General features: G+C 63.3%; 16 protein-coding genes. 9 read left to right on the top strand and 7 right to left on the bottom strand.

Annotated features, from left to right (window positions below; all coding sequences use genetic code 11):
- Positions 1 to 15 precede the first annotated feature (15 nt).
- Positions 16 to 834, bottom strand: coding sequence for an ABC transporter ATP-binding protein (locus DAEP_RS0113825; protein ID WP_008554020.1), 819 nt, complete (start codon positions 832 to 834; stop codon positions 16 to 18).
- A 46-nt stretch (positions 835 to 880) separates the two neighbouring features.
- Here DAEP_RS0113825 and DAEP_RS0113830 point away from each other — a divergent pair, with 46 nt between their 5' ends.
- Positions 881 to 1,108: a hypothetical protein gene (locus DAEP_RS0113830; RefSeq protein ID WP_245595097.1), complete on the top strand. Its 228-nt coding sequence runs from the start codon at positions 881 to 883 to the stop codon at positions 1,106 to 1,108.
- Between the two features lie 53 nt (positions 1,109 to 1,161).
- On the opposite strand, the gene DAEP_RS0113835 is transcribed toward DAEP_RS0113830, so the two are convergent.
- Positions 1,162 to 3,126, bottom strand: a complete 1,965-nt coding sequence (locus DAEP_RS0113835; protein WP_027245046.1) for an AMP-binding protein — start codon at positions 3,124 to 3,126, stop codon at positions 1,162 to 1,164.
- A 445-nt stretch (positions 3,127 to 3,571) separates the two neighbouring features.
- Between DAEP_RS0113835 and DAEP_RS0113840 the strand changes: the two genes are divergently transcribed.
- From DAEP_RS0113840 to DAEP_RS0113850, 3 genes are all read left to right on the top strand, one after another.
- Complete coding sequence (locus DAEP_RS0113840; RefSeq protein WP_027245047.1) at positions 3,572 to 5,473, top strand: hybrid sensor histidine kinase/response regulator; 1,902 nt, start codon at positions 3,572 to 3,574, stop codon at positions 5,471 to 5,473.
- Entirely contained in the window at positions 5,470 to 6,174 is a 705-nt protein-coding gene (locus tag DAEP_RS0113845; RefSeq protein WP_008557706.1) for a response regulator transcription factor, read from the top strand. The genes DAEP_RS0113840 and DAEP_RS0113845 overlap by 4 nt, the downstream gene beginning before the upstream one ends.
- Positions 6,175 to 6,296: 122 nt before the next feature.
- A complete protein-coding gene (locus DAEP_RS0113850) occupies positions 6,297 to 6,524 on the top strand; it encodes a WGR domain-containing protein (protein ID WP_008555613.1) in 228 nt (75 codons plus the stop codon).
- A 93-nt stretch (positions 6,525 to 6,617) separates the two neighbouring features.
- Here the strand turns inward: DAEP_RS0113850 and DAEP_RS0113855 are convergent, their stop codons facing one another.
- Positions 6,618 to 7,823: a hydantoinase/carbamoylase family amidase gene (locus tag DAEP_RS0113855; protein WP_027245048.1), complete on the bottom strand. Its 1,206-nt coding sequence runs from the start codon at positions 7,821 to 7,823 to the stop codon at positions 6,618 to 6,620.
- Positions 7,824 to 7,968: 145 nt separating this feature from the next.
- Here DAEP_RS0113855 and DAEP_RS0113860 point away from each other — a divergent pair, with 145 nt between their 5' ends.
- The 5 genes from DAEP_RS0113860 to DAEP_RS0113880 are packed head-to-tail and all read left to right on the top strand — an operon-like array spanning position 7,969 to position 11,722.
- Positions 7,969 to 8,619, top strand: coding sequence for a histidine phosphatase family protein (locus DAEP_RS0113860; RefSeq protein ID WP_008554063.1), 651 nt, complete (start codon positions 7,969 to 7,971; stop codon positions 8,617 to 8,619).
- Between the two features lie 21 nt (positions 8,620 to 8,640).
- Entirely contained in the window at positions 8,641 to 9,255 is a 615-nt protein-coding gene (locus DAEP_RS0113865; RefSeq protein WP_027245049.1) for a glutathione S-transferase family protein, read from the top strand.
- Between the two features lie 11 nt (positions 9,256 to 9,266).
- Positions 9,267 to 10,319, top strand: coding sequence for a saccharopine dehydrogenase (locus DAEP_RS0113870; protein WP_027245050.1), 1,053 nt, complete (start codon positions 9,267 to 9,269; stop codon positions 10,317 to 10,319).
- Positions 10,316 to 10,567 carry a SemiSWEET family sugar transporter gene (locus tag DAEP_RS0113875; RefSeq protein ID WP_008554719.1) on the top strand — a complete coding sequence of 84 codons (252 nt, stop codon included), beginning with the start codon at positions 10,316 to 10,318 and terminating at the stop codon, positions 10,565 to 10,567. The genes DAEP_RS0113870 and DAEP_RS0113875 overlap by 4 nt, the downstream gene beginning before the upstream one ends.
- 12 nt (positions 10,568 to 10,579) lie before the next feature.
- A complete protein-coding gene (locus DAEP_RS0113880; protein ID WP_027245051.1) occupies positions 10,580 to 11,722 on the top strand; it encodes a saccharopine dehydrogenase family protein in 1,143 nt (380 codons plus the stop codon).
- A gap of 145 nt (positions 11,723 to 11,867) precedes the next feature.
- Here the strand turns inward: DAEP_RS0113880 and DAEP_RS0113885 are convergent, their stop codons facing one another.
- The 4 genes from DAEP_RS0113885 to mutL all read right to left on the bottom strand — a co-directional run bounded on the left by DAEP_RS0113885 (position 11,868) and on the right by mutL (position 16,941).
- Complete coding sequence (locus DAEP_RS0113885; RefSeq protein ID WP_008557767.1) at positions 11,868 to 12,191, bottom strand: DUF3775 domain-containing protein; 324 nt, start codon at positions 12,189 to 12,191, stop codon at positions 11,868 to 11,870.
- Positions 12,192 to 12,278: 87 nt separating this feature from the next.
- Entirely contained in the window at positions 12,279 to 13,583 is a 1,305-nt protein-coding gene (locus tag DAEP_RS0113890; protein ID WP_027245052.1) for an adenylate/guanylate cyclase domain-containing protein, read from the bottom strand.
- The gene (locus DAEP_RS0113895) at positions 13,584 to 14,960 is read right to left on the bottom strand and encodes a DNA recombination protein RmuC (RefSeq protein ID WP_036760686.1); all 1,377 of its coding nucleotides are present in this window, start codon (positions 14,958 to 14,960) and stop codon (positions 13,584 to 13,586) included.
- Positions 14,961 to 14,997: 37 nt separating this feature from the next.
- Positions 14,998 to 16,941: a DNA mismatch repair endonuclease MutL gene (gene mutL / locus DAEP_RS0113900; RefSeq protein ID WP_027245054.1), complete on the bottom strand. Its 1,944-nt coding sequence runs from the start codon at positions 16,939 to 16,941 to the stop codon at positions 14,998 to 15,000.
- Positions 16,942 to 17,112 lie beyond the last annotated feature (171 nt).

Here is a 17,112-nt window from a genome sequence, read left to right on the forward strand (position 1 = left end):
TTGCTGCGCTGCGGCTCAGTCATGGCTGACCCCCAGGTAAGCGTCGATCACATCCTGGTTATTGCGCACCTCATCCGGTGTGCCGTCACCGATCTTTTTGCCGTAATCCATCACCACGACCCGGTCGCTGAGGTCCATCACCACGCCCATGTCGTGCTCGATCAGGGCGATGGTGGTGCCGAATTCATCGTTCACATCCAGGATGAAGCGGGACATGTCCTCCTTCTCCTCGACGTTCATGCCGGCCATCGGCTCATCCAGCAGCAGCAGCTTCGGCTCCGCCGCCAGCGCGCGCGCCAGCTCGACCCGCTTCTTCAGGCCGTAGGGCAGCCGCGCCACCGGTGTCTTGCGGATGTGCTGGATCTCCAGAAAGTCGATGATTTTCTCAACCACTTCCCGGTTCTCGGTTTCTTCGGCCTCTGCCTTGCCTTTCCACAGAGCCTGCGAAAACAGGCCTGTTTTCATATAGTTGAGCCGCCCGGTCATGACGTTATCCAGAACGCTCATGCCTTCGAAAAGGGCGATGTTCTGGAAGGTTCGGGCGATGCCCTGGCGTGCGACCTCATAGGGGCGCATCGGCGGGCGCTTCTTGCCGTGAAACAGCACCTCGCCTTCCTGCGGCACATAGAAACCGGAGATCACGTTCAGCATCGAGGACTTGCCGGCGCCATTCGGGCCGATGATCGCGCGGATTTCGCCCTCACGGATGTCAAAGGAAATGTCCTTGATCGCCACCACGCCGCCGAACCGCAGGGTGATGTTTTTCATCTCCATCACGACGCCGCCGATGGTGCGGCCGTCTTCCGTGACGTAGCTCTCGGAATTATCAAGCATAACAACGGCCTCCATTTTTTTGCCACATAGAAATTTTAAGATTTCCATGCGATACTTGTGGGAAACGAGCAGCAAGGAGATCGAAGTTATGTTCGGCGAACTTGAGCATTCCTGCCTTCTGAAGATGGCACTTGAATGCAAGCAGATGGGCCTCAGCCAATCCGAAAGCCTGGCCTCCATCATTGAGCAGACACACGGGTTCAGTTCCCCCTTCAAGATTCAGCAGGTGGTCAACACGGCCTTCCACCCTGAGCTTAACCCCGACCTGATCTGAGACCGTTCCGGCCTGCCCGGCACGGGGCGGGGTCATTTCCGGAGATACGTGCGTCATTCCGCGGCCACCTTGTGAACCGCTGCCGGTTTCACTTCGGCATCGACGATGGTCAGCGTCGCCTTGATGGAGCCCTTGCGGCCGTCCTCATAGGTCACTTCCGTGACGGTCGAGACCTTTTCCGAACCGTCGTAAAGCGCGGTGATGATATCGTCGAACTTCTCTTCCACGATACGGCGGCGCACCTTGCGGGTACGGGTCATTTCGCCATCATCCGCATCCAGTTCCTTGTGCAGAACCACAAAGCGGTGGATCTGGCAGCCTGACAGCATCGGATCTTCCGCGACAGATTTGTTCACTGCCGTCACATGCGACCGGATGGTTTCCAGAACCCTCGGATGGCCCGCCAGTTCCTGGTAGGACGCGTAGGCGATATTGTTGCGCTCTGCCCAGTTGCCCACGGCCGTAAGGTCGATGTTGATAAAGGCGACACACCGGTCGCGGCCATTGCCGAACAGCACCGCCTCCAGGATGTCCGGATAGAACTTCAGCTTGTTTTCCACATACTTAGGCGCAAACATGCTGCCGTCTGCCATCTTGCCCACATCTTTGGCGCGGTCGATGATCCGCAGATGGCCGGAGCCTTCCTCGAAGAAGCCGGCATCGCCGGTGGCCACCCAGCCTTCGGCATCCTTTGTCGAAGCGGTGGATTCCGGGTTGTTGAAGTATTCCACGAAGGTGCCAGGCGAACGGTAATAGATCTCCCCGTTGTCGCCGATCTTGATCTCCACCTCCGGCGCCGGCACGCCGACGGTGTCGGCACGCACTTCGCCATCCGGCTGCACGGTAATGAACACGGTAGCCTCTGTCTGGCCGTACAGCTGCTTAAGGTTGATACCCAGCGAGCGGTAGAAATCGAAAATCTCCGGCCCGATCGCCTCCCCCGCAGTGTACCCCACGCGAATGCGGCCATAACCCAGCGTGTCCTTAAGCGGGCCGTAGACCAGAACATTACCCAGCGCGTATTTCAGGCGGTCCATCATGGCGACGGGCTTGCCGTCCAGGATCTTGCCACCCACGTTTTTCGCGTGGGCCAGGAAATGGTGGAACATCTTGCGCTTCAGGGTGCTTGCGTCCTCCATCCGGATCATGACGTTGGTCAGCTGGCCCTCAAAAACCCGCGGCGGCGCAAAGAAATACGTCGGACCGATCTCGCGCAGGTCGGTCATCATGGTGTCAGCGCTTTCCGGGCAATTCACGCAGAAACCGCACCAGTAGGCCTGCCCGACCGAGAAAATGAAATCGCCCACCCAGGCCATCGGCAGGTAAGAGAGAATGTTCTCGTTCTGGGTCAGCTTGTCGAACTCAGCGGAGTTCTTGGCGCTTTCGATCACATTGCGGTTCGACAGCACCACACCCTTCGGTTTGCCGGTGGTGCCGGAGGTGTAAAGCATCACGCAGGTGCTGTCGTAGTTCAGCTTGTTCTGGCGCGCGGTCAACTCGCCGCTCAGTTCGTCGCGGGCCGCCCGGCCCTGATCCTGGATATGGCTGAATTGGTGCAGCTGGGTGTGATCGTATTTCCGCATGCCGCGCGGATCGAGGTAGATCATGTGCTCAAACTGATGCAGCTGATCCTGGATCTCGATCACCTTGTCGGCCTGTTCCTGATCGCCCACGATCACGAAACGCGCGCCGCAATGGCCAAGCACATAGGCCATCTCCTCGGCCACCGCATCCTGATAGAGCGGCACCGGCACAGCGCCCACCGCCTGCGCGGCGACCATCGACCAGTAGAGATAGGGGCGGTTGCGGCCGATAATGGCAACAAAATCACCCTCGTTAACGCCAAGGTTGATCAACCCCAGCGCCAGCGCCTCAATTTCCTTTGCCGTCTCGGCCCAGGTCCAGCATTGCCAAATGCCGAATTCCTTTTCCCGGTAGGCCGGCGCGTTTGCGAATTGCGCCGCATTGCGTTGAAGCAGCGCCGGCAGGGATTGCTTCCCCTCGGCGCCCATCTGCATCTGAGCCAACTTTTTTTCCTCCCTTTCCGGCGTTGCTGCCGGACTGACCGCCGTCCGCGGTTCTGGCCCCGATTAGGGACAGCCACAGGTTAGCCCGTCAACTTTTTCCTGAAGTTTTCCTAAATCTTACGAATTGTAACACGCGTCTTCCTCTTGTTTTACAGCTTGTTACGCAAGGCATCCCGGCGCCTATCACGGGGAATCCTTCCCGGCACGCGGCTGCCGCTGTGGAAACTGCGCGGGATGCGCACAGACCGGGGACAGACCGAATCGATTTCGCGGTGGTTCTTTCTGAATTGCGGTTCCGCGGAGACGGCAGCCGCAGCTTGCATCCGGGATTCAGAATGCGGTTTTGGCCAGCCGGGGCCGCACGGTTTATCCCCCGCGGCTGAATGGCAATTTGCTCCTGTTCAACAGCGGTGTTAGCCATGGACCGGGGAGAGCCATGAACCGTACAAATAAGCAGCACGCCGCCATGACCACCGCCGGGCTGAACCTGATCGCCCAGGCGCTGTCAATTTATGACAATGACTTGCGGCTGTCCGTGTGCAACCGCCGCTTCCAAGAAATGTTCAATCTTCCGGACCATCTGACGCAGCCCGGGGCGTCCTTCGCCGACACCATCCGCTTTCTGGCGGAAAACGGCGAATATGCCCCGGAAACAGATATCGAAGATATCGTGCGGACCCGGGTCGAGCAGGCGCTGAATTTCGTGGCCCACTACCTGGAGCGTGAGCGCCCCAACGGGCAAATGATTTCAATCGAAGGCTCGCCGCTGCCGCAGGGCGGATGGGTGACCGTCTATACTGACATCACCCGCACCAAACGGGCAGAACAGCTGCTGCGCGCCCGGTCGGAGGAGCTGTCCGAAAAGCTGATCGCCTATACCGAGGAGCTGTCTGCGGCCAACCGCCAACTGGAGGCCGCCAACACCGCGCTGGAAGAGGCCAAGCGGCAGCTAACCGAGATCGAGGGCCGCACCCGCCTGACCACCGAGATGATGCCCGCCCATATCGCACATGTGGATGCGGACGGCTATTACACATATACCAACCGCCGCCTCAGCTCAGTTTTTCCCAGCCGCCCCTCGGATATTCTGGGCATGCATATCTCAGACGCACTGGGGCCTGACGCCTTTGAACGGATAGAGCCGCATCTGCTGGCCGCCTACAAAGGCGGCAGCCCAGTGTTTGAGTTCACCGAAAGCCACGGCAGCCGCCGTATCCGGGTGGCCTTCACACCGGATCAGCAGGGCGGCGTTTACATCCTGTCGATGGACGTGACCGAGGAAACCCAGGCCCGTGTTGCGCTGCAGCAGGCCCGCCGCCGCGAGATGGCGGCGCAGATGACCAGCGGCCTGGCGCATGATTTCTCCAACCTCCTGACCATCATTTTGGGCATGCAGGGCAAGCTGGAGAAAATGGGCCTGGACGGTGAAGCCGCGGAAATGGTCCAGGGCACCCTGTCCGCCGCACGGCGTGGCGGACGGCTGCTGAACCGGATCGCCGAGATGACCGGCCAGCGCACTCTGCGCCCGCAGGCCACCAACATGCATGACCTGCTGGGCGAACTGAAGATCCTCGCCTCCCCCTCGCTGCCGCAGGGGGTCGGTCTCAGCATTCTCGACAACATGCCGGATCAGGTGCTGCTGCTGGACAGCGGCAAATTGCAGGATGCGCTTCTGAACCTGATTCTGAATGCCCGCGATGCCTGCGGCACCTCCGGCCAGATCACCGTCAGCGCCCACGCGGTCGGGCACACTTGGGTTGAGATCACCGTCACCGATACCGGCCCTGGTTTCTCTGCCGAAGCGCTGGAGAAGGCCCTGAACCCGTTCTTCACCACCAAGGGCAGCGAAGGCTCCGGCCTGGGCCTTCCGATGGTTTACGACATGGCCAAGCTTGCGGGCGGCGACATGCGGCTGGGCAACACTCTGACCGGTGCCTCAGTCACCCTGCGGCTGCCCTACCGTCAGGCCCCCGATGCCAAAGGCGGCATGGCGCTTTTGGTGGAGGACAGCGAGGAACTGCGCACCGCCTTCCGCGACATGCTGATCGACCTTGGCTATTCGGTGATCGAAGCCGCCAGCGTTGATGAGGCCAGCGCGCTGACCGCCGACCTGCCGGACATCGCGCTGGTGCTGTCGGACATCAAGCTGGAAGGCTCCGCGACCGGCATCGAGCTGGCCTCCAGGCTCGACGGGTCCGGCCTGCCCTGCATTCTGATGACCTCATTGCCGGTCAGCGATCCGTTGTTCCGCAAGGCATTGAAATGCGGGCCGGTTTTGCGCAAACCTTTCACCACCCACCAGTTGTCCGAATTGATCGCACCGGAGCCTGCCGCATGACATCCCCCCTGGTCACCATCCTGGATGACGAGCCGGAAATCCGCCGGATCCTGACCGAAACGCTGGAGGATGCGGGTTTCCGGACCCAAAGCTTCGCCCGCGCACGCGAGTTCGAGGCGGCGCTGAACCGGGTGACACCGGACGTTTGCCTTGTGGATCTGTCGTTGCCCGACACGGACGGGCTGGCGCTGGTGCACAGGCTTGCGCTAGAACAAGGCGCGGCGGTCATCATCATCTCCGGCCGCGCCCAGGTGCAGGACCGGGTGACAGGGCTGGAGCTAGGGGCGGATGACTATATCACCAAACCGTTCGACCCGGCCGAGGTCGTGGCCAGGGTCCGCGCCCGCCTGCGCAGCGGCCCCCGCACCGCGGCGCCGGCCAGCGAAACCGCACGGTTTTCCGGCTGGACCGCCCATTTTGACCGCTACATGCTGGAAGATGACACCGGCACCGAGACCCCCTTCTCCCACGCCGAAGGCGAGGTGCTGCGGCTGTTTCTGGATAGCCCCAAGCGGCTGATCTCCCGCGCCCAGATGCAGGAGGCGCTTGGCGGTGCTGCCGGCGAAAGTTTCGACCGGGCGATGGATGTGCGGATTTCGCGCCTGCGGACCAAGCTGCGCGAGGACCCCAAGAACCCGCGGCTGATCAAAACCATCTATGGCGCGGGTTATATCTTTCTCGGCGACGTGGACTGGGCCTGACCCAAGCCAAAGCAAAATGGCTGCCTGAAAACCCTGCGCCTACTCCAGCCAGAAAAAGGACCGCGGGATGAAGCAGCCTCTGGCCTCTTGCCCAGGCGAATCGCTAAGCGTAGAATCATTTCATGGCCACCTGTCTGCTCTACCGCCAAGCCCCCTCGCGCCCGTCGCGGTTCTACCGCATCGAGCTGGCTATGAACTTGTTTTCCGAGGTTTCCGTGCTGCGCGAATGGGGTGTGGCCGGCGGCAGCGGGCGCAGCGTTATCAACATCTACGGCAACCTGCGCGAGGCCTCTCTGGCCGCCGACCAGCACCGCAAGCGGATGCTGAAACGCGGCTACGGCCGGGCCTGACCCGCGCGGCGCCCGCGGCGCCCGGCCCAACTGTGAGGGTCATCCGGCAGGATGACCGGAAACAGGCGGGAGCGGCCCGCCGCTTTTCCGCGGTCACGGTCCTGCCGCCAGTGCCCTGGCCGCGCTGTCCAGCACCCGCAATCCCAGCACCAGATCCGCCTCGTCCGTGTCCTCGTCAAAGGCATGGCTGATGCCGCCGATCGAAGGCACAAACAGCATCCCCGCAGGCATCACCGTGGCCAGGTTGGCCGCATCATGCAGCGCGCCGGAGGGCATTTTCTGCCACCTCCCGGGCGCAAGCGTCTCCGCCGCGGCAGCCAGCTCTGCCTGAAACCGCGCCTCCATCGCCGCCGGTTCAATCCCCATCACCGGACCTAGCTGCGCTGTGACGCCGTGATCCGCAGAAACGTCCTGCGCCGTCTCCTTGATGAGCGTTTCCATCCGTGCCAGCCGGTCGGCATCCGCATCGCGCCACTGCACCGAAAACTCCACGCGCCCCGGCACCACTGAGGAAGCATTGGGATGCAGCGACACATGGCCGATGGTCCAGACCGTGGCAGGTGTCACCACATTGGCAAACCGGCTGTTTAGAGCCGCATTGAAGGCTGACAGCGCCTGAAACGCATCCCGGCGCAGGTGCATCGGCGTGGTGCCAGCATGGTTCTGCCGTCCTTCAAAGGTGATCCGCATGTCTCGGATGCCGACAATATCCGTAACGACGCCAAGCCCAAGTCCGGTCTCCTCCAGATAGGGTCCCTGTTCGATATGCATCTCCAGAAAACCGGTGAACCGGCCGTGCGGCAGGAAATCCCCGGCCAGATCCGCCATCCGCGACCGCATGTCCGCAAGGGTATTGCCGGCGGTGTCGGTGAACCTGTCCGCTTCCTCCAGAGCCTGTTTGCCGGTCCAGACGTCCGATCCGGTGAGCACCCCGAACCGTCCCTCCTCATCCTGGAAACTGACGCAAGAGATGGGCGGCCCGCCAGCTTCCCTGGCCGCGCGGGCAACTTCCAGCCCGGCCACCACCCCCAGCGCTCCGTCCAGCCAGCCGCCCTCGGGCTGGCTGTCACTGTGCGAGCCCACCAGCAGGCTGTTCTCTCCGGCCAGCCCGAACAGGGTGCCCAAGGGGTCGAAATGCGGCTCCAAACCAGCCTCTTCCATCCGTCCGGCGAGCCATCTGCGCGCTGCAATGTCGGCGTCTGAATATGCCTGACGCACCACCCCCTTCCCCACACCCGACGCGCCGAAGCTGCGCAAGACATGCAGATCATCGAGAAATCGCTGAGGGTCGAGGGTCATGATGGGGCTCCGTACTGACAGGCCCACAGTGCTCCAAGAGTTTGCTGCCCTCAATGGAATTGATGGGAGCAGTGCCCAAACCCTCTCTTCCCTCTAGCCGGAACCTTCCCTAAGACTTCCACCGGTAACAACGGAGCTGCCCTGCATGTCCCACATCACCCTGATCCGCCACGGCCAGGCCAACACCAGCGCCCGGGATGAGGCGAGCTACGACCGGCTGAGCGATCTGGGCCACCAGCAGGCGGCCTGGCTGGGGGAGCATCTGCGCAGCAGCGGCAATCATCATCCGCGCGTCTATTGCGGCACGCTGACCCGGCACATCGAGACTGCGGCCTCAATGGGCTATGCCGCCGCGGTTCAGGATCCGCGGCTGAACGAGATGGAGTATTTCACCCTTGCCGAGGCGATGCGCGATCAGCACGGGCTGCCGATCCCGGAGGAGCGCGAGGGCTTTGTCGAGCATCTGCCAAAGGTCTTTGCCGCCTGGGCGGGCGGGCAAATCTCCCAGCCCTATGAAAGCTGGGAAGACTTCGAGGCCCGCACCCGGCTGGCGCTGGAGGAGATCGCCGCAGGCGACGGCCCCGCCCTCGTGGTGACGTCGGGCGGGCTGATCTCGATGGCGCTGCGGCAGGCGATGGGGCTGGACACCGCGGGCATGGCACGGATTGCACTGGCAGTCATGAACACCTCTATCCACCGGCTGTTTCCCATCGGCGGCCACTGGAGCCCGGTTTTGTTCAACGCAGTGCCGCATCTGGAAGCGCCGGACCGGCATTTTGCCCAGACACATCTGTGACGTCCGAACGGGAGGAAGACCATGCAGCTGTATTACGCCCCCAACACCATTTCGGTGGCCGTGGCCATCGCGCTGGAGGAAGCCGGGATCGAGTACGAGACAGTGGAGATCGACTTTGCCGCCAAGGAGCAGACCGGCGCTGCATACGGCCAGATCAACCCGAAGAACCGGGTGCCTGCGCTGGCGGTAGAGGGCGGCATCCTGACCGAGACCGGCGCGCTGCTGGAATACATCGCCGACATGGCGCCGGACGCCGGTCTGCGCCCGCAGGACCCGGTGCGGCTGGCCCGGATGCGCGAGGTGATGTTCTACCTCGCCTCCACCATGCATGTGAACCACGCGCACAAGCTGCGCGGCGCCCGTTGGGCCAAGGAGCGCACCAGCTGGAAGGACATGCAAAAGATGGTGCCCCAGACCATGTCGGCCTCCTGCGGATACCTCAGCCAGTTCGGGCTGCGCGGCCCGTTTGTGCTGGGTGACGAAATCAGCCTCGCCGACTGCTACCTCTATGTGGTCTGCACCTGGCTGGAAGGCGACGGGGTCAACGTGGCGGATTTCCCGAAAATCCAGAACTTCATGACGGCAATGGAGCAGCGCGGGTCCGTCCGCGCGGTTCATGCCAAGGGAATGCTTTGAAGGACATGACAATGACGCATCTGTGGGTACGGGCCGAACAGCGCCCCAACGAAGAGCGGGTCGGCCTGACCCCCGAAGGCGCCAAGGCGCTGATAGCCGCCGGCATCAGGGTCACGGTTGAGGAAAGCTCGGTGCGGGCGATCCCTTTGCAGGGCTACATTGATGCGGGCTGCGATATTGCGCCGGAAAACTCCTGGCCCCAGGCGCCTGAGGACGCAATCATTTTCGGCCTAAAGGAACTGCCGGAGGACGGCACCCCGCTGCCGCACCGCCACATCATGTTCGGCCATGCCTTCAAGGGCCAGCACTCCGGCAAGGCGCTGCTGGAGCGGTTCAAGGCTGGCGGCGGCACGCTCTATGATCTGGAATACCTGGTCGATGAGACCGGCCGCCGGGTTGCCGCCTTTGGCTATTGGGCTGGCTACGCTGGCGCTGCCGTGACGCTCAAGGCCTGGGCCGCCCAGCAGCGCGGCGAGATCTGCGGGCCGGTTGGCGTCTATGGCGGCAGGGACGCGCTGCTGGCCGAACTTGGCGGCGAGCTTGATGCCCTGAACATGGGCCGCCCCACCGCCATCGTGATCGGCGCGCTTGGCCGTGTCGGCACCGGCGCGGCTGACCTATGCGAGGCGATGGGCGTGCAGGTCACCAAGTGGGACATGGCAGAAACGGCCGGTGGCGGCCCCTTCCCGCAGATTCTGGACCATGACCTGTTCCTGAACTGTATCTTTGCCCGTCCCGGCACCCCGGTCTTTGTTTCCCGTGAAGCATTGGCCGCTGAACGCAGGCTGACCGCCATCGGCGATGTCGCCTGCGATCCGGACAGCGATTACAACCCGGTGCCGGTCTATGACCGCGCCACCACGTGGGACGCCCCCGTTCTCCGTGTTGCCGAAACCCCGGTGCTTGACGTGATGGCCATCGACAACCTGCCGTCGATGCTGCCAGTGGAGAGCTCGGAGGATTATGCCGCCCAGTTGCTGCCCTCGCTGCAGGCTCTGACCGATCTGGAGAGCGGAGTCTGGGGCCGGGCCAAGGCGACCTTCCTGGAGCACCTGCCCGAATGATCGCGCCTTACGTAGGCTATCTGGCCGCCTTTCTTGGAACCGTCTGCTGGATCCCCCAGGCCTGGAAGGCCTGGGCGTCCCGCGACACCTCTGGCTTGTCGCTGCCGTCGAACCTGATGTTCCTGGCCACCGTGTCCTTATGGCTGGCTTATGGGCTGCTGGTCGGCGACTGGCCTTTGATCCTGGCAAATATCTGCGCCGTGACTGCCGTGCTGGTGATCGTCGCGGCCAAACTGAAATTCGGATAAGGGAGAACTCTCATGACTATTCACTGGTGCGGCACCGGCCTGTCAGCAATCCCCGGCCTGCGCCGCCTGCTGGAAGCGGGCCACGATGTAGCGGTCTGGAACCGGACCACCGAAAAGGCGCGCGAAGCCGTTGGCGACCTGACCACCAACATCCACGCCTTCAGCATCGCTAACCTGGGCCAAATGGTCAGCCCCAAGGACGTCATCGTCTCGATGCTGCCGGGCGACTGGCACGTGCCGCTGGCCGAACTGGCGATCGAGCGCGGCGCGCATTTCGTGTCTTCCTCCTACATCGCCCCGGAAATGCGCGCCCTGGACCAGAAGGCCAAGGATGCCGGCGTCTGCCTGATCAACGAGGTTGGGCTGGACCCTGGCATCGACCACCTGATGGCCCACGCGTTGGTCGCGGACTATAAGGCCTCTGATGCCTATGACGCCGATAACGAGATCAGCTTCATCTCCTATTGCGGCGGCATACCAAAAACGCCAAACCCGTTTCGCTACAAATTCAGCTGGTCGCCGCTGGGCGTATTGAAGGCTCTGCGCTCCCCCTCCAAGTCAATCCGCAATTTCAAGGAGCTGGACGTTGCCCGCCCCTGGGACGCGATCTCCTCCTACGAGGCGCCTCTGCCCGCGCCCGAAAGCTTCGAGGTCTACCCCAACCGCGACTCGATCCCTTTCATCGCACAGTATGAGTTCGGCAAAGACTGGAAAGTGAAGGAATTCGTCCGCGGCACCCTGCGCCTCAACGGCTGGGCAGACGCCTGGGCGGATGTGTTCAAGGAGGTCGAAACCCTGACAGGCGCCGAAGGCGATGCCCGCCTCAAGGAAATGTCCGACCAGTTCTGGGTCGAGAACGCCTACGACGAAGGTGAGCCGGACCGGGTTGTCCTCTGCGTGGGGCTGAAGGCCGAAAAAGACGGCGCCGTGGCCTGGCACAAAACCTATGTGATGGATGCCTGGGGCGATGCGCGCGGCACTGCTATGGCGCGCCTGGTGTCCTACCCGGTGTCCTTTGCCATCGAGGCGGCCATGAACGGCAAGATCGCCGCCGGGGTTCACGCCGCGCCCAGCGATCCGGTCCTGGTGGCGAAATGGATGGAGGAAATCGGCAAGCTGGCGCAGCATCTGGAAGTTGTTGACAGCAAGAGCTGACAGCCCTGAGTGCCCGCAAGCGGAAACCTGCGGGCACGCGCCAAGCTCCTTTTTTCTTCTGGCCTCAAATATCCCGGGGTCCGGGACAGCGCCCCGGGCGCTGCGGCGCAGTCTTAGCGCCCGCAGAATGCACGGAGGGTTGGCCTCAACGGCCGATCACGTCTTCCTCGACGTCATTCACATCGATGCCCAGCGCCTCCAGCCCGGCCTCCAGATTGTCGGCCAGATGCGGGGTGCCGAGCAGATAATCCGCGGTTGGAGTGGTCGCTTCCTGCCGGGCAGTATTGATCGCATCGCCAAGCTCTTCCGGTTCGAAGCTGCCGCGCCCGACCCACATAATTGCGACCAGCTCCGCCTGCTGGTCCTCGCTCATGCGGTCTATGAAGGCGCGCAGCTCACCCTCCGCGCGGCCCAGTTCCCGGGCCATCATCGCCACCTGCGCCACCTTGCGGACTGAGATCTCCAGCATTGCTCCACTCCTTCTGTTCGCTGCCTCAGCATATCAAACCGCGGGCCAAACGCCTAAGTCTTTGATCTGAGGCAAATGGGGCGGCTGCTACACCTGCGCCTTGCCGAAGAGCGCGAGCCGCTGGCTGCGCCCGCGCAGGACCTCCGCCGGCAGCGCAGCCCAGCCGTTGCGCGCGGGCTCCGCCCCGGCCTGCTGCAAAAGCGCCTCAGAGGCAATCAGCGCCATACCATGCACCTTGGTCAGCTGCTCAAGCCGCGCCGCGGTGTTCACCGTGTCGCCAAAGACGGAGTACTCCAGCCGCTCGGGAGTGCCCGTCACGCCTGAGAAGACCTCGCCCCAATGCACCCCGATCCCGGCGGCCAGCCCGGCGCCGCCCGCTTGTTCCCGCATCCGGCACCATGCCGTTACGTCCGCCAGCAGGCCTTCGGCACAGTCCAGCGCCCGCGCCGCCGCATGCTCCCCCTCAAACAGGATCATCGCCGCGTCACCAATATATTTGTCGATCAGCCCGCCGGTGCGGCCCGCGACATCTTCCACCCGGGCGCGGAATTCCGTGATCAAAGTGCTGACCTCCTTCGGCTCACGGCCCTCGCACCAGCTGGTAAAGCCTCGGATGTCGATGAAAAGGATTGCCATCGGCTGCTGGCGTCCCTCCTGCAGCGCTTCCAGCCCTCCGCCCGCCAGGCGGCCCGCCAGCTGGGCCGGCAGGTAGCGGGTCAGGTTGGCCTTCTGCCGCGCTTCCTCAATCGAGCGGTGCAGCAGGTGCCGCATGCGCACCGCAGCCACCACCAGAACGGCACCTGCCAAACACAGCATCACCAGCCTCATGACGTTGGGCGGCGGCGCCAGGGACAGGGCGATCCGCCCGGCAAGTTCCGGCGTGGATTGCGGCGGCTGCCACAGGATCATCCAGCCAAGCCCCGCAGCAATCAGCACCAGCATCACGGCAAGCCGCAAAGGGTTGAACCGCAGCACGCCAAAGGCCAGCACAACCGGCGCCATCCACACGGCGGGCATCACAAAAAGCGCACCGCCGGGCACCCCGGTATTCACCAGCGACAGGAAGGTGTTGAGCAACAGAAAGGCGCAGTCTGCCAGGACCGCCAGCCAGATCATCCAAGGCTTGAACAGACTCTTTCCGATTGCCCAGTAGATCAGCCCCCCAACCGTCAGGTAGGAGAGCAGCGTGGCCGCCGCCAGCCCGATCTGTCGGCGCAGGTGCGGCTCGTCAATTAACCGCACAGAATCTATGGCCAGCATCATTGCCAGCAGCAGACCCAGCGCCACCGCGATCCGCAACAGCGCGACAATGCGTTCGGCCTCGACTTCCGCCGCGCTGAGCAGCACGGCCTCCTGAGGACTTGCCGTTGCGCGCGCCAGCTGCAGCCGCATCTACTCCTCCGTCAAAAGCGCAACCTGCCGCGGCTCGACTTCCACCTGGCCCGGATCTTCCAGTTCTGCACCGTTTGCCACAACGCCCATCGCCTCAAACCGGCGGGCTGAGGGCAGCACCCGGGCTTCAAGCGAGCCCACCGCCTTATTGTAGTTGTTCACGGAGGAAGACAGCGACCGCCCGACCGAGGCCAGGTTTTTCGAGAAGGTCGACAGCCGGTCATAAAGTTCCTTGGCGGTCTTCTGCACTTCTACCGCGTTCTCTGCCATCTTTTCTTGTTGCCAGCCGTATGCGATCGACTTGACCAGGGCCATCAGCGTGGTGGGCGTGGCAATCAGAACCTTGTTTTCGAAGGCATATTCGATCAGCCCCGGATCCGCTTCGGCCGCGGCCGACACAAAGGTTTCGCCGGGAATAAACATCACCACAAAGTCCGGCGTTTCCGCCAGGGTGCTTTGATAGGATTTCGAGGAAAGCTGCCGCACGTGTGTCTTCACATGGTTCGCGTGACGCGCCAGCGCCGCCTGTTGCTGCTCGGGGGTTTCTGCCTCCAAAGCATCCAGATAGGCTTCCAGCGGGGTCTTGGCATCCACCACGATGCTTTTGCCACCCGGGATCCGGACCACGGCGTCGGGCCTGCGCAGGCCATCGTCGGTGCCAACGCTTTTCTCCAGCTCGTAATCGACATGTTCGGTCATGCCGGCCATCTCGAACACCTGCCGCAGCTGCATCTCGCCCCAGCGGCCGCGGGTCTTGGGCGCGCGCAGGGCCTGCACCAGTTTGCGGGTCTCGCCGCCCAGCATGGCCTGGCCTTCGGCCAGATGTTTCACCTGCGCCTGGATCGCGCCATAAGCCTCGTTGCGGGCCTGCTCGATCTCCTTGATCCGCTCGCCGAACTGACCGAGCTTGTGATCCAGCGGCTTTACCAGGCTTTCGATCGCGGCATGGCGCTTGGCCAGATCCGCATCCGCTGTCTTGCTGTGTGCCTGAAAGCGCTCGCTGACCAGGCTCAGGAAGCTCTCCGAGTTCTGTTTCAAAACGCCATTGGCCAGCGAGGCAAACTTGTGCTCCATCTGCTGGTTCATGTGGTGCAGTTCTTCCAGCCGCGCCCTGTGCTCTGCCTTCAGCGCCTGCACCTGGGCCTCGGCCTGATAGCGGGCGCTGCGCTCATTCTCGCTGGTGCGGCGCAGGGTGGCCAGTTCATCTGCCAGTTCTGGCAGCCGCGCCACTTCTGCCGTCAGCCCGGCAATGTGGCTGCGCTGATCTGCGTTCACCTGTTCCAGCTGCCGCGCCGTGCCGCGCAGCCGCAGCCCCGCGAGCGCCAGAAGCGCGGCCAGCCCGGCTAGCGCATAGATTGCCCACTGGGCCTGTTCCATCGTCACTGCTCGTCCTCCCTTTAACGGGGGTTCTTGTTCATGTGCGCCCGAACAGGCGCTCGATATCTGCCAGTTTCAACTCTACATAAGTGGGACGGCCATGGTTGCACTGGCCGGAATGGGGGGTCGCCTCCATCTCCCGCAGGAGCGCATTCATCTCCTCGCCCCGCATCCGGCGGCCGGAGCGGATCGAGCCATGACACGCCACCCGGCTGAGGATTGCTTCGATCTTGGCCTGCACCAGCTGGCTTTCGCCCTGGTCCGACAGCTCATCCAGGATGTCCTTGATCATCGCTTCGGCGTTGACTTCGCCCAGGATCGCCGGGGTTTCGCGCACCGCGATGGCATTGCCGCCGAACGCCTCGATGCCCAGGCCGAACTTGGCCAGTTCGTCTGCCACCCCAAGAAGGCAGGCGCAATCGTTGTCGCTGAGCTCAACGATCTCCGGGATCAGCAAAGCCTGTGCAGCGACGCCGTTTTCTGCCATCTGGCGTTTCAGTTTTTCATAGACCAGCCGCTCATGCGCGGCGTGCTGGTCGACAATCACCATGCCGTCGGCGGTCTGGGCGATGATGTAGTTCTCATGCACCTGGCCGCGGGCCGCACCCAACGGCAGTTGCTCAGCCCCAGGCGCGGAGGTCTCAGGCGCATCCGAGGGCCGGCCCGGGGCCGCTGGAGCTTCGGCAACTTCCGTCACCCGGCCGCTGTAGGCCCCAGCAAGTTCGGCAAAGCCCGGCGATGGCAGCGCATCATAGGACGGCGCTTTCGGCTGGCCAGGGGATTGCGCTGCATAGGACAGGCTGCGTGCGCCATAAGACGGCCGGTCCATCTGATAGATCCGCGGCGCGCCGCTGGCGGTTGGCTGTTCCGGCTTCATCGCCCCCAGCGTTGTGCCTGCCACTGTGGTCGAGGCGCGGTGCCCCGCCTCTGCCAGCGCATGGCGCAGGGAAGAGACGATCAGCCCGCGGGCCAAGCCGGGATCGCGAAAACGCACCTCGGATTTAGCGGGATGCACGTTCACGTCGACCAGTTGCGGGTCGCAATCAACAAACAGCGCCGCCGCCGGATGCCGGTCGCGGCTGAGGAAATCGAAATAGGCCGCCCGTAAAGCACCGGTCAGCATCTTGTCCTTTACCGGCCGCGTGTTCACGAACAGAAACTGCGCCACCGCTGCACCGCGCGAATAGGTCGGCAGCGCCGCATAGCCATAAAGCCGGATGCCTTCGCGGGTGGCGTCGATCTTCAGCGCGTTTTCGGCAAACTCCCGCCCCAGCACCGAGGCCAGCCGCCCGTGCAGCGCGTCAAACAGGTCGCCGGACAGCGGATCGGCACGAAAGGTGACCCGTCCCTCGCCGCCTCCCGAAACATCGCGCAAGGTAAAGCCGACCGAGGGCTCTGCCATCGCCAGCCGCTTCACCGTGTCGGAGATCGCCTGCGCTTCGGCCCGGTCCGTGCGCATGAACTTGAGCCGCGCCGGGGTGGCAAAGAACAGGTCGCGCAGTTCGACAACGGTGCCTGCCCGCAGCGCTGCCGGCTTCACCGGCTCCAGCTTGCCGCCCGACACCCGGATCTGCGCCGCCTCATGCCCGGCCGCGCGGCTGGTGATGGTCAGCCGCCCCACCGCACCAAGCGAGGGCAGCGCTTCACCGCGGAAGCCGAAGGTGTGGATATTCAAAAGGTCAGAGCCGTCGATCTTGGAGGTCGCATGGCGGCTGAGCGCCAGCGGCAGGTCCTCCGGCGTCATGCCGCAGCCGTCATCCGTCACCCGGATCAGCGTCTTGCCGCCATCGGCAATCTCCACCGTGATCCGCGTGGCGCCAGCGTCGATGGCGTTTTCCACCAGTTCCTTGACGGCGGATGCGGGCCGTTCAACCACCTCGCCGGCGGCAATCCGGTTTATGGCGCTGTCGTCCAGCTGGCGGATCACAGGCCGGGTTTCCAGGCGCGAATTTTCGCTGATATAGGGTTCTGCACTGCTCATACCGCTAAATTTAGCATGCGGGGCCGATTCTGCCACCGGAATGCGCGCTGTGGCGGCCGCAGAATCGCAAAACACGATTCCTGCGCCCCGCGGCCTTCCCCCAATCGCATGCACTCGCCGGCGGCAGCCGTCCGGGCCGGAAATTTGTCCATTTAGTCAAAAAACTTGACG

It is taken from the genome of Leisingera daeponensis DSM 23529 (assembly GCF_000473145.1).
Taxonomy (GTDB): domain Bacteria; phylum Pseudomonadota; class Alphaproteobacteria; order Rhodobacterales; family Rhodobacteraceae; genus Leisingera; species Leisingera daeponensis.

Excerpts from the sequence above, each read along its gene's own strand:
- DAEP_RS0113825 (WP_008554020.1), bottom strand. The coding sequence starts at position 834 with ATGCTTGATAATTCCGAGAGCTACGTCACGGAAGACGGCCGCACCATC.
- DAEP_RS0113840 (WP_027245047.1), top strand. The coding sequence starts at position 3,572 with ATGAACCGTACAAATAAGCAGCACGCCGCCATGACCACCGCCGGGCTG.
- DAEP_RS0113855 (WP_027245048.1), bottom strand. The coding sequence starts at position 7,823 with ATGACCCTCGACCCTCAGCGATTTCTCGATGATCTGCATGTCTTGCGC.
- mutL (WP_027245054.1), bottom strand. The coding sequence starts at position 16,941 with ATGAGCAGTGCAGAACCCTATATCAGCGAAAATTCGCGCCTGGAAACC.
- DAEP_RS0113890 (WP_027245052.1), bottom strand. The coding sequence starts at position 13,583 with ATGCGGCTGCAGCTGGCGCGCGCAACGGCAAGTCCTCAGGAGGCCGTG.
- DAEP_RS0113860 (WP_008554063.1), top strand. The coding sequence starts at position 7,969 with ATGTCCCACATCACCCTGATCCGCCACGGCCAGGCCAACACCAGCGCC.
- DAEP_RS0113885 (WP_008557767.1), bottom strand. The coding sequence starts at position 12,191 with ATGCTGGAGATCTCAGTCCGCAAGGTGGCGCAGGTGGCGATGATGGCC.
- DAEP_RS0113865 (WP_027245049.1), top strand. The coding sequence starts at position 8,641 with ATGCAGCTGTATTACGCCCCCAACACCATTTCGGTGGCCGTGGCCATC.
- DAEP_RS0113895 (WP_036760686.1), bottom strand. The coding sequence starts at position 14,960 with ATGGAACAGGCCCAGTGGGCAATCTATGCGCTAGCCGGGCTGGCCGCG.
- DAEP_RS0113830 (WP_245595097.1), top strand. The coding sequence starts at position 881 with ATGCGATACTTGTGGGAAACGAGCAGCAAGGAGATCGAAGTTATGTTC.
- DAEP_RS0113880 (WP_027245051.1), top strand. The coding sequence starts at position 10,580 with ATGACTATTCACTGGTGCGGCACCGGCCTGTCAGCAATCCCCGGCCTG.
- DAEP_RS0113835 (WP_027245046.1), bottom strand. The coding sequence starts at position 3,126 with ATGCAGATGGGCGCCGAGGGGAAGCAATCCCTGCCGGCGCTGCTTCAA.
- DAEP_RS0113870 (WP_027245050.1), top strand. The coding sequence starts at position 9,267 with ATGACGCATCTGTGGGTACGGGCCGAACAGCGCCCCAACGAAGAGCGG.
- DAEP_RS0113845 (WP_008557706.1), top strand. The coding sequence starts at position 5,470 with ATGACATCCCCCCTGGTCACCATCCTGGATGACGAGCCGGAAATCCGC.
- DAEP_RS0113850 (WP_008555613.1), top strand. The coding sequence starts at position 6,297 with ATGGCCACCTGTCTGCTCTACCGCCAAGCCCCCTCGCGCCCGTCGCGG.
- DAEP_RS0113875 (WP_008554719.1), top strand. The coding sequence starts at position 10,316 with ATGATCGCGCCTTACGTAGGCTATCTGGCCGCCTTTCTTGGAACCGTC.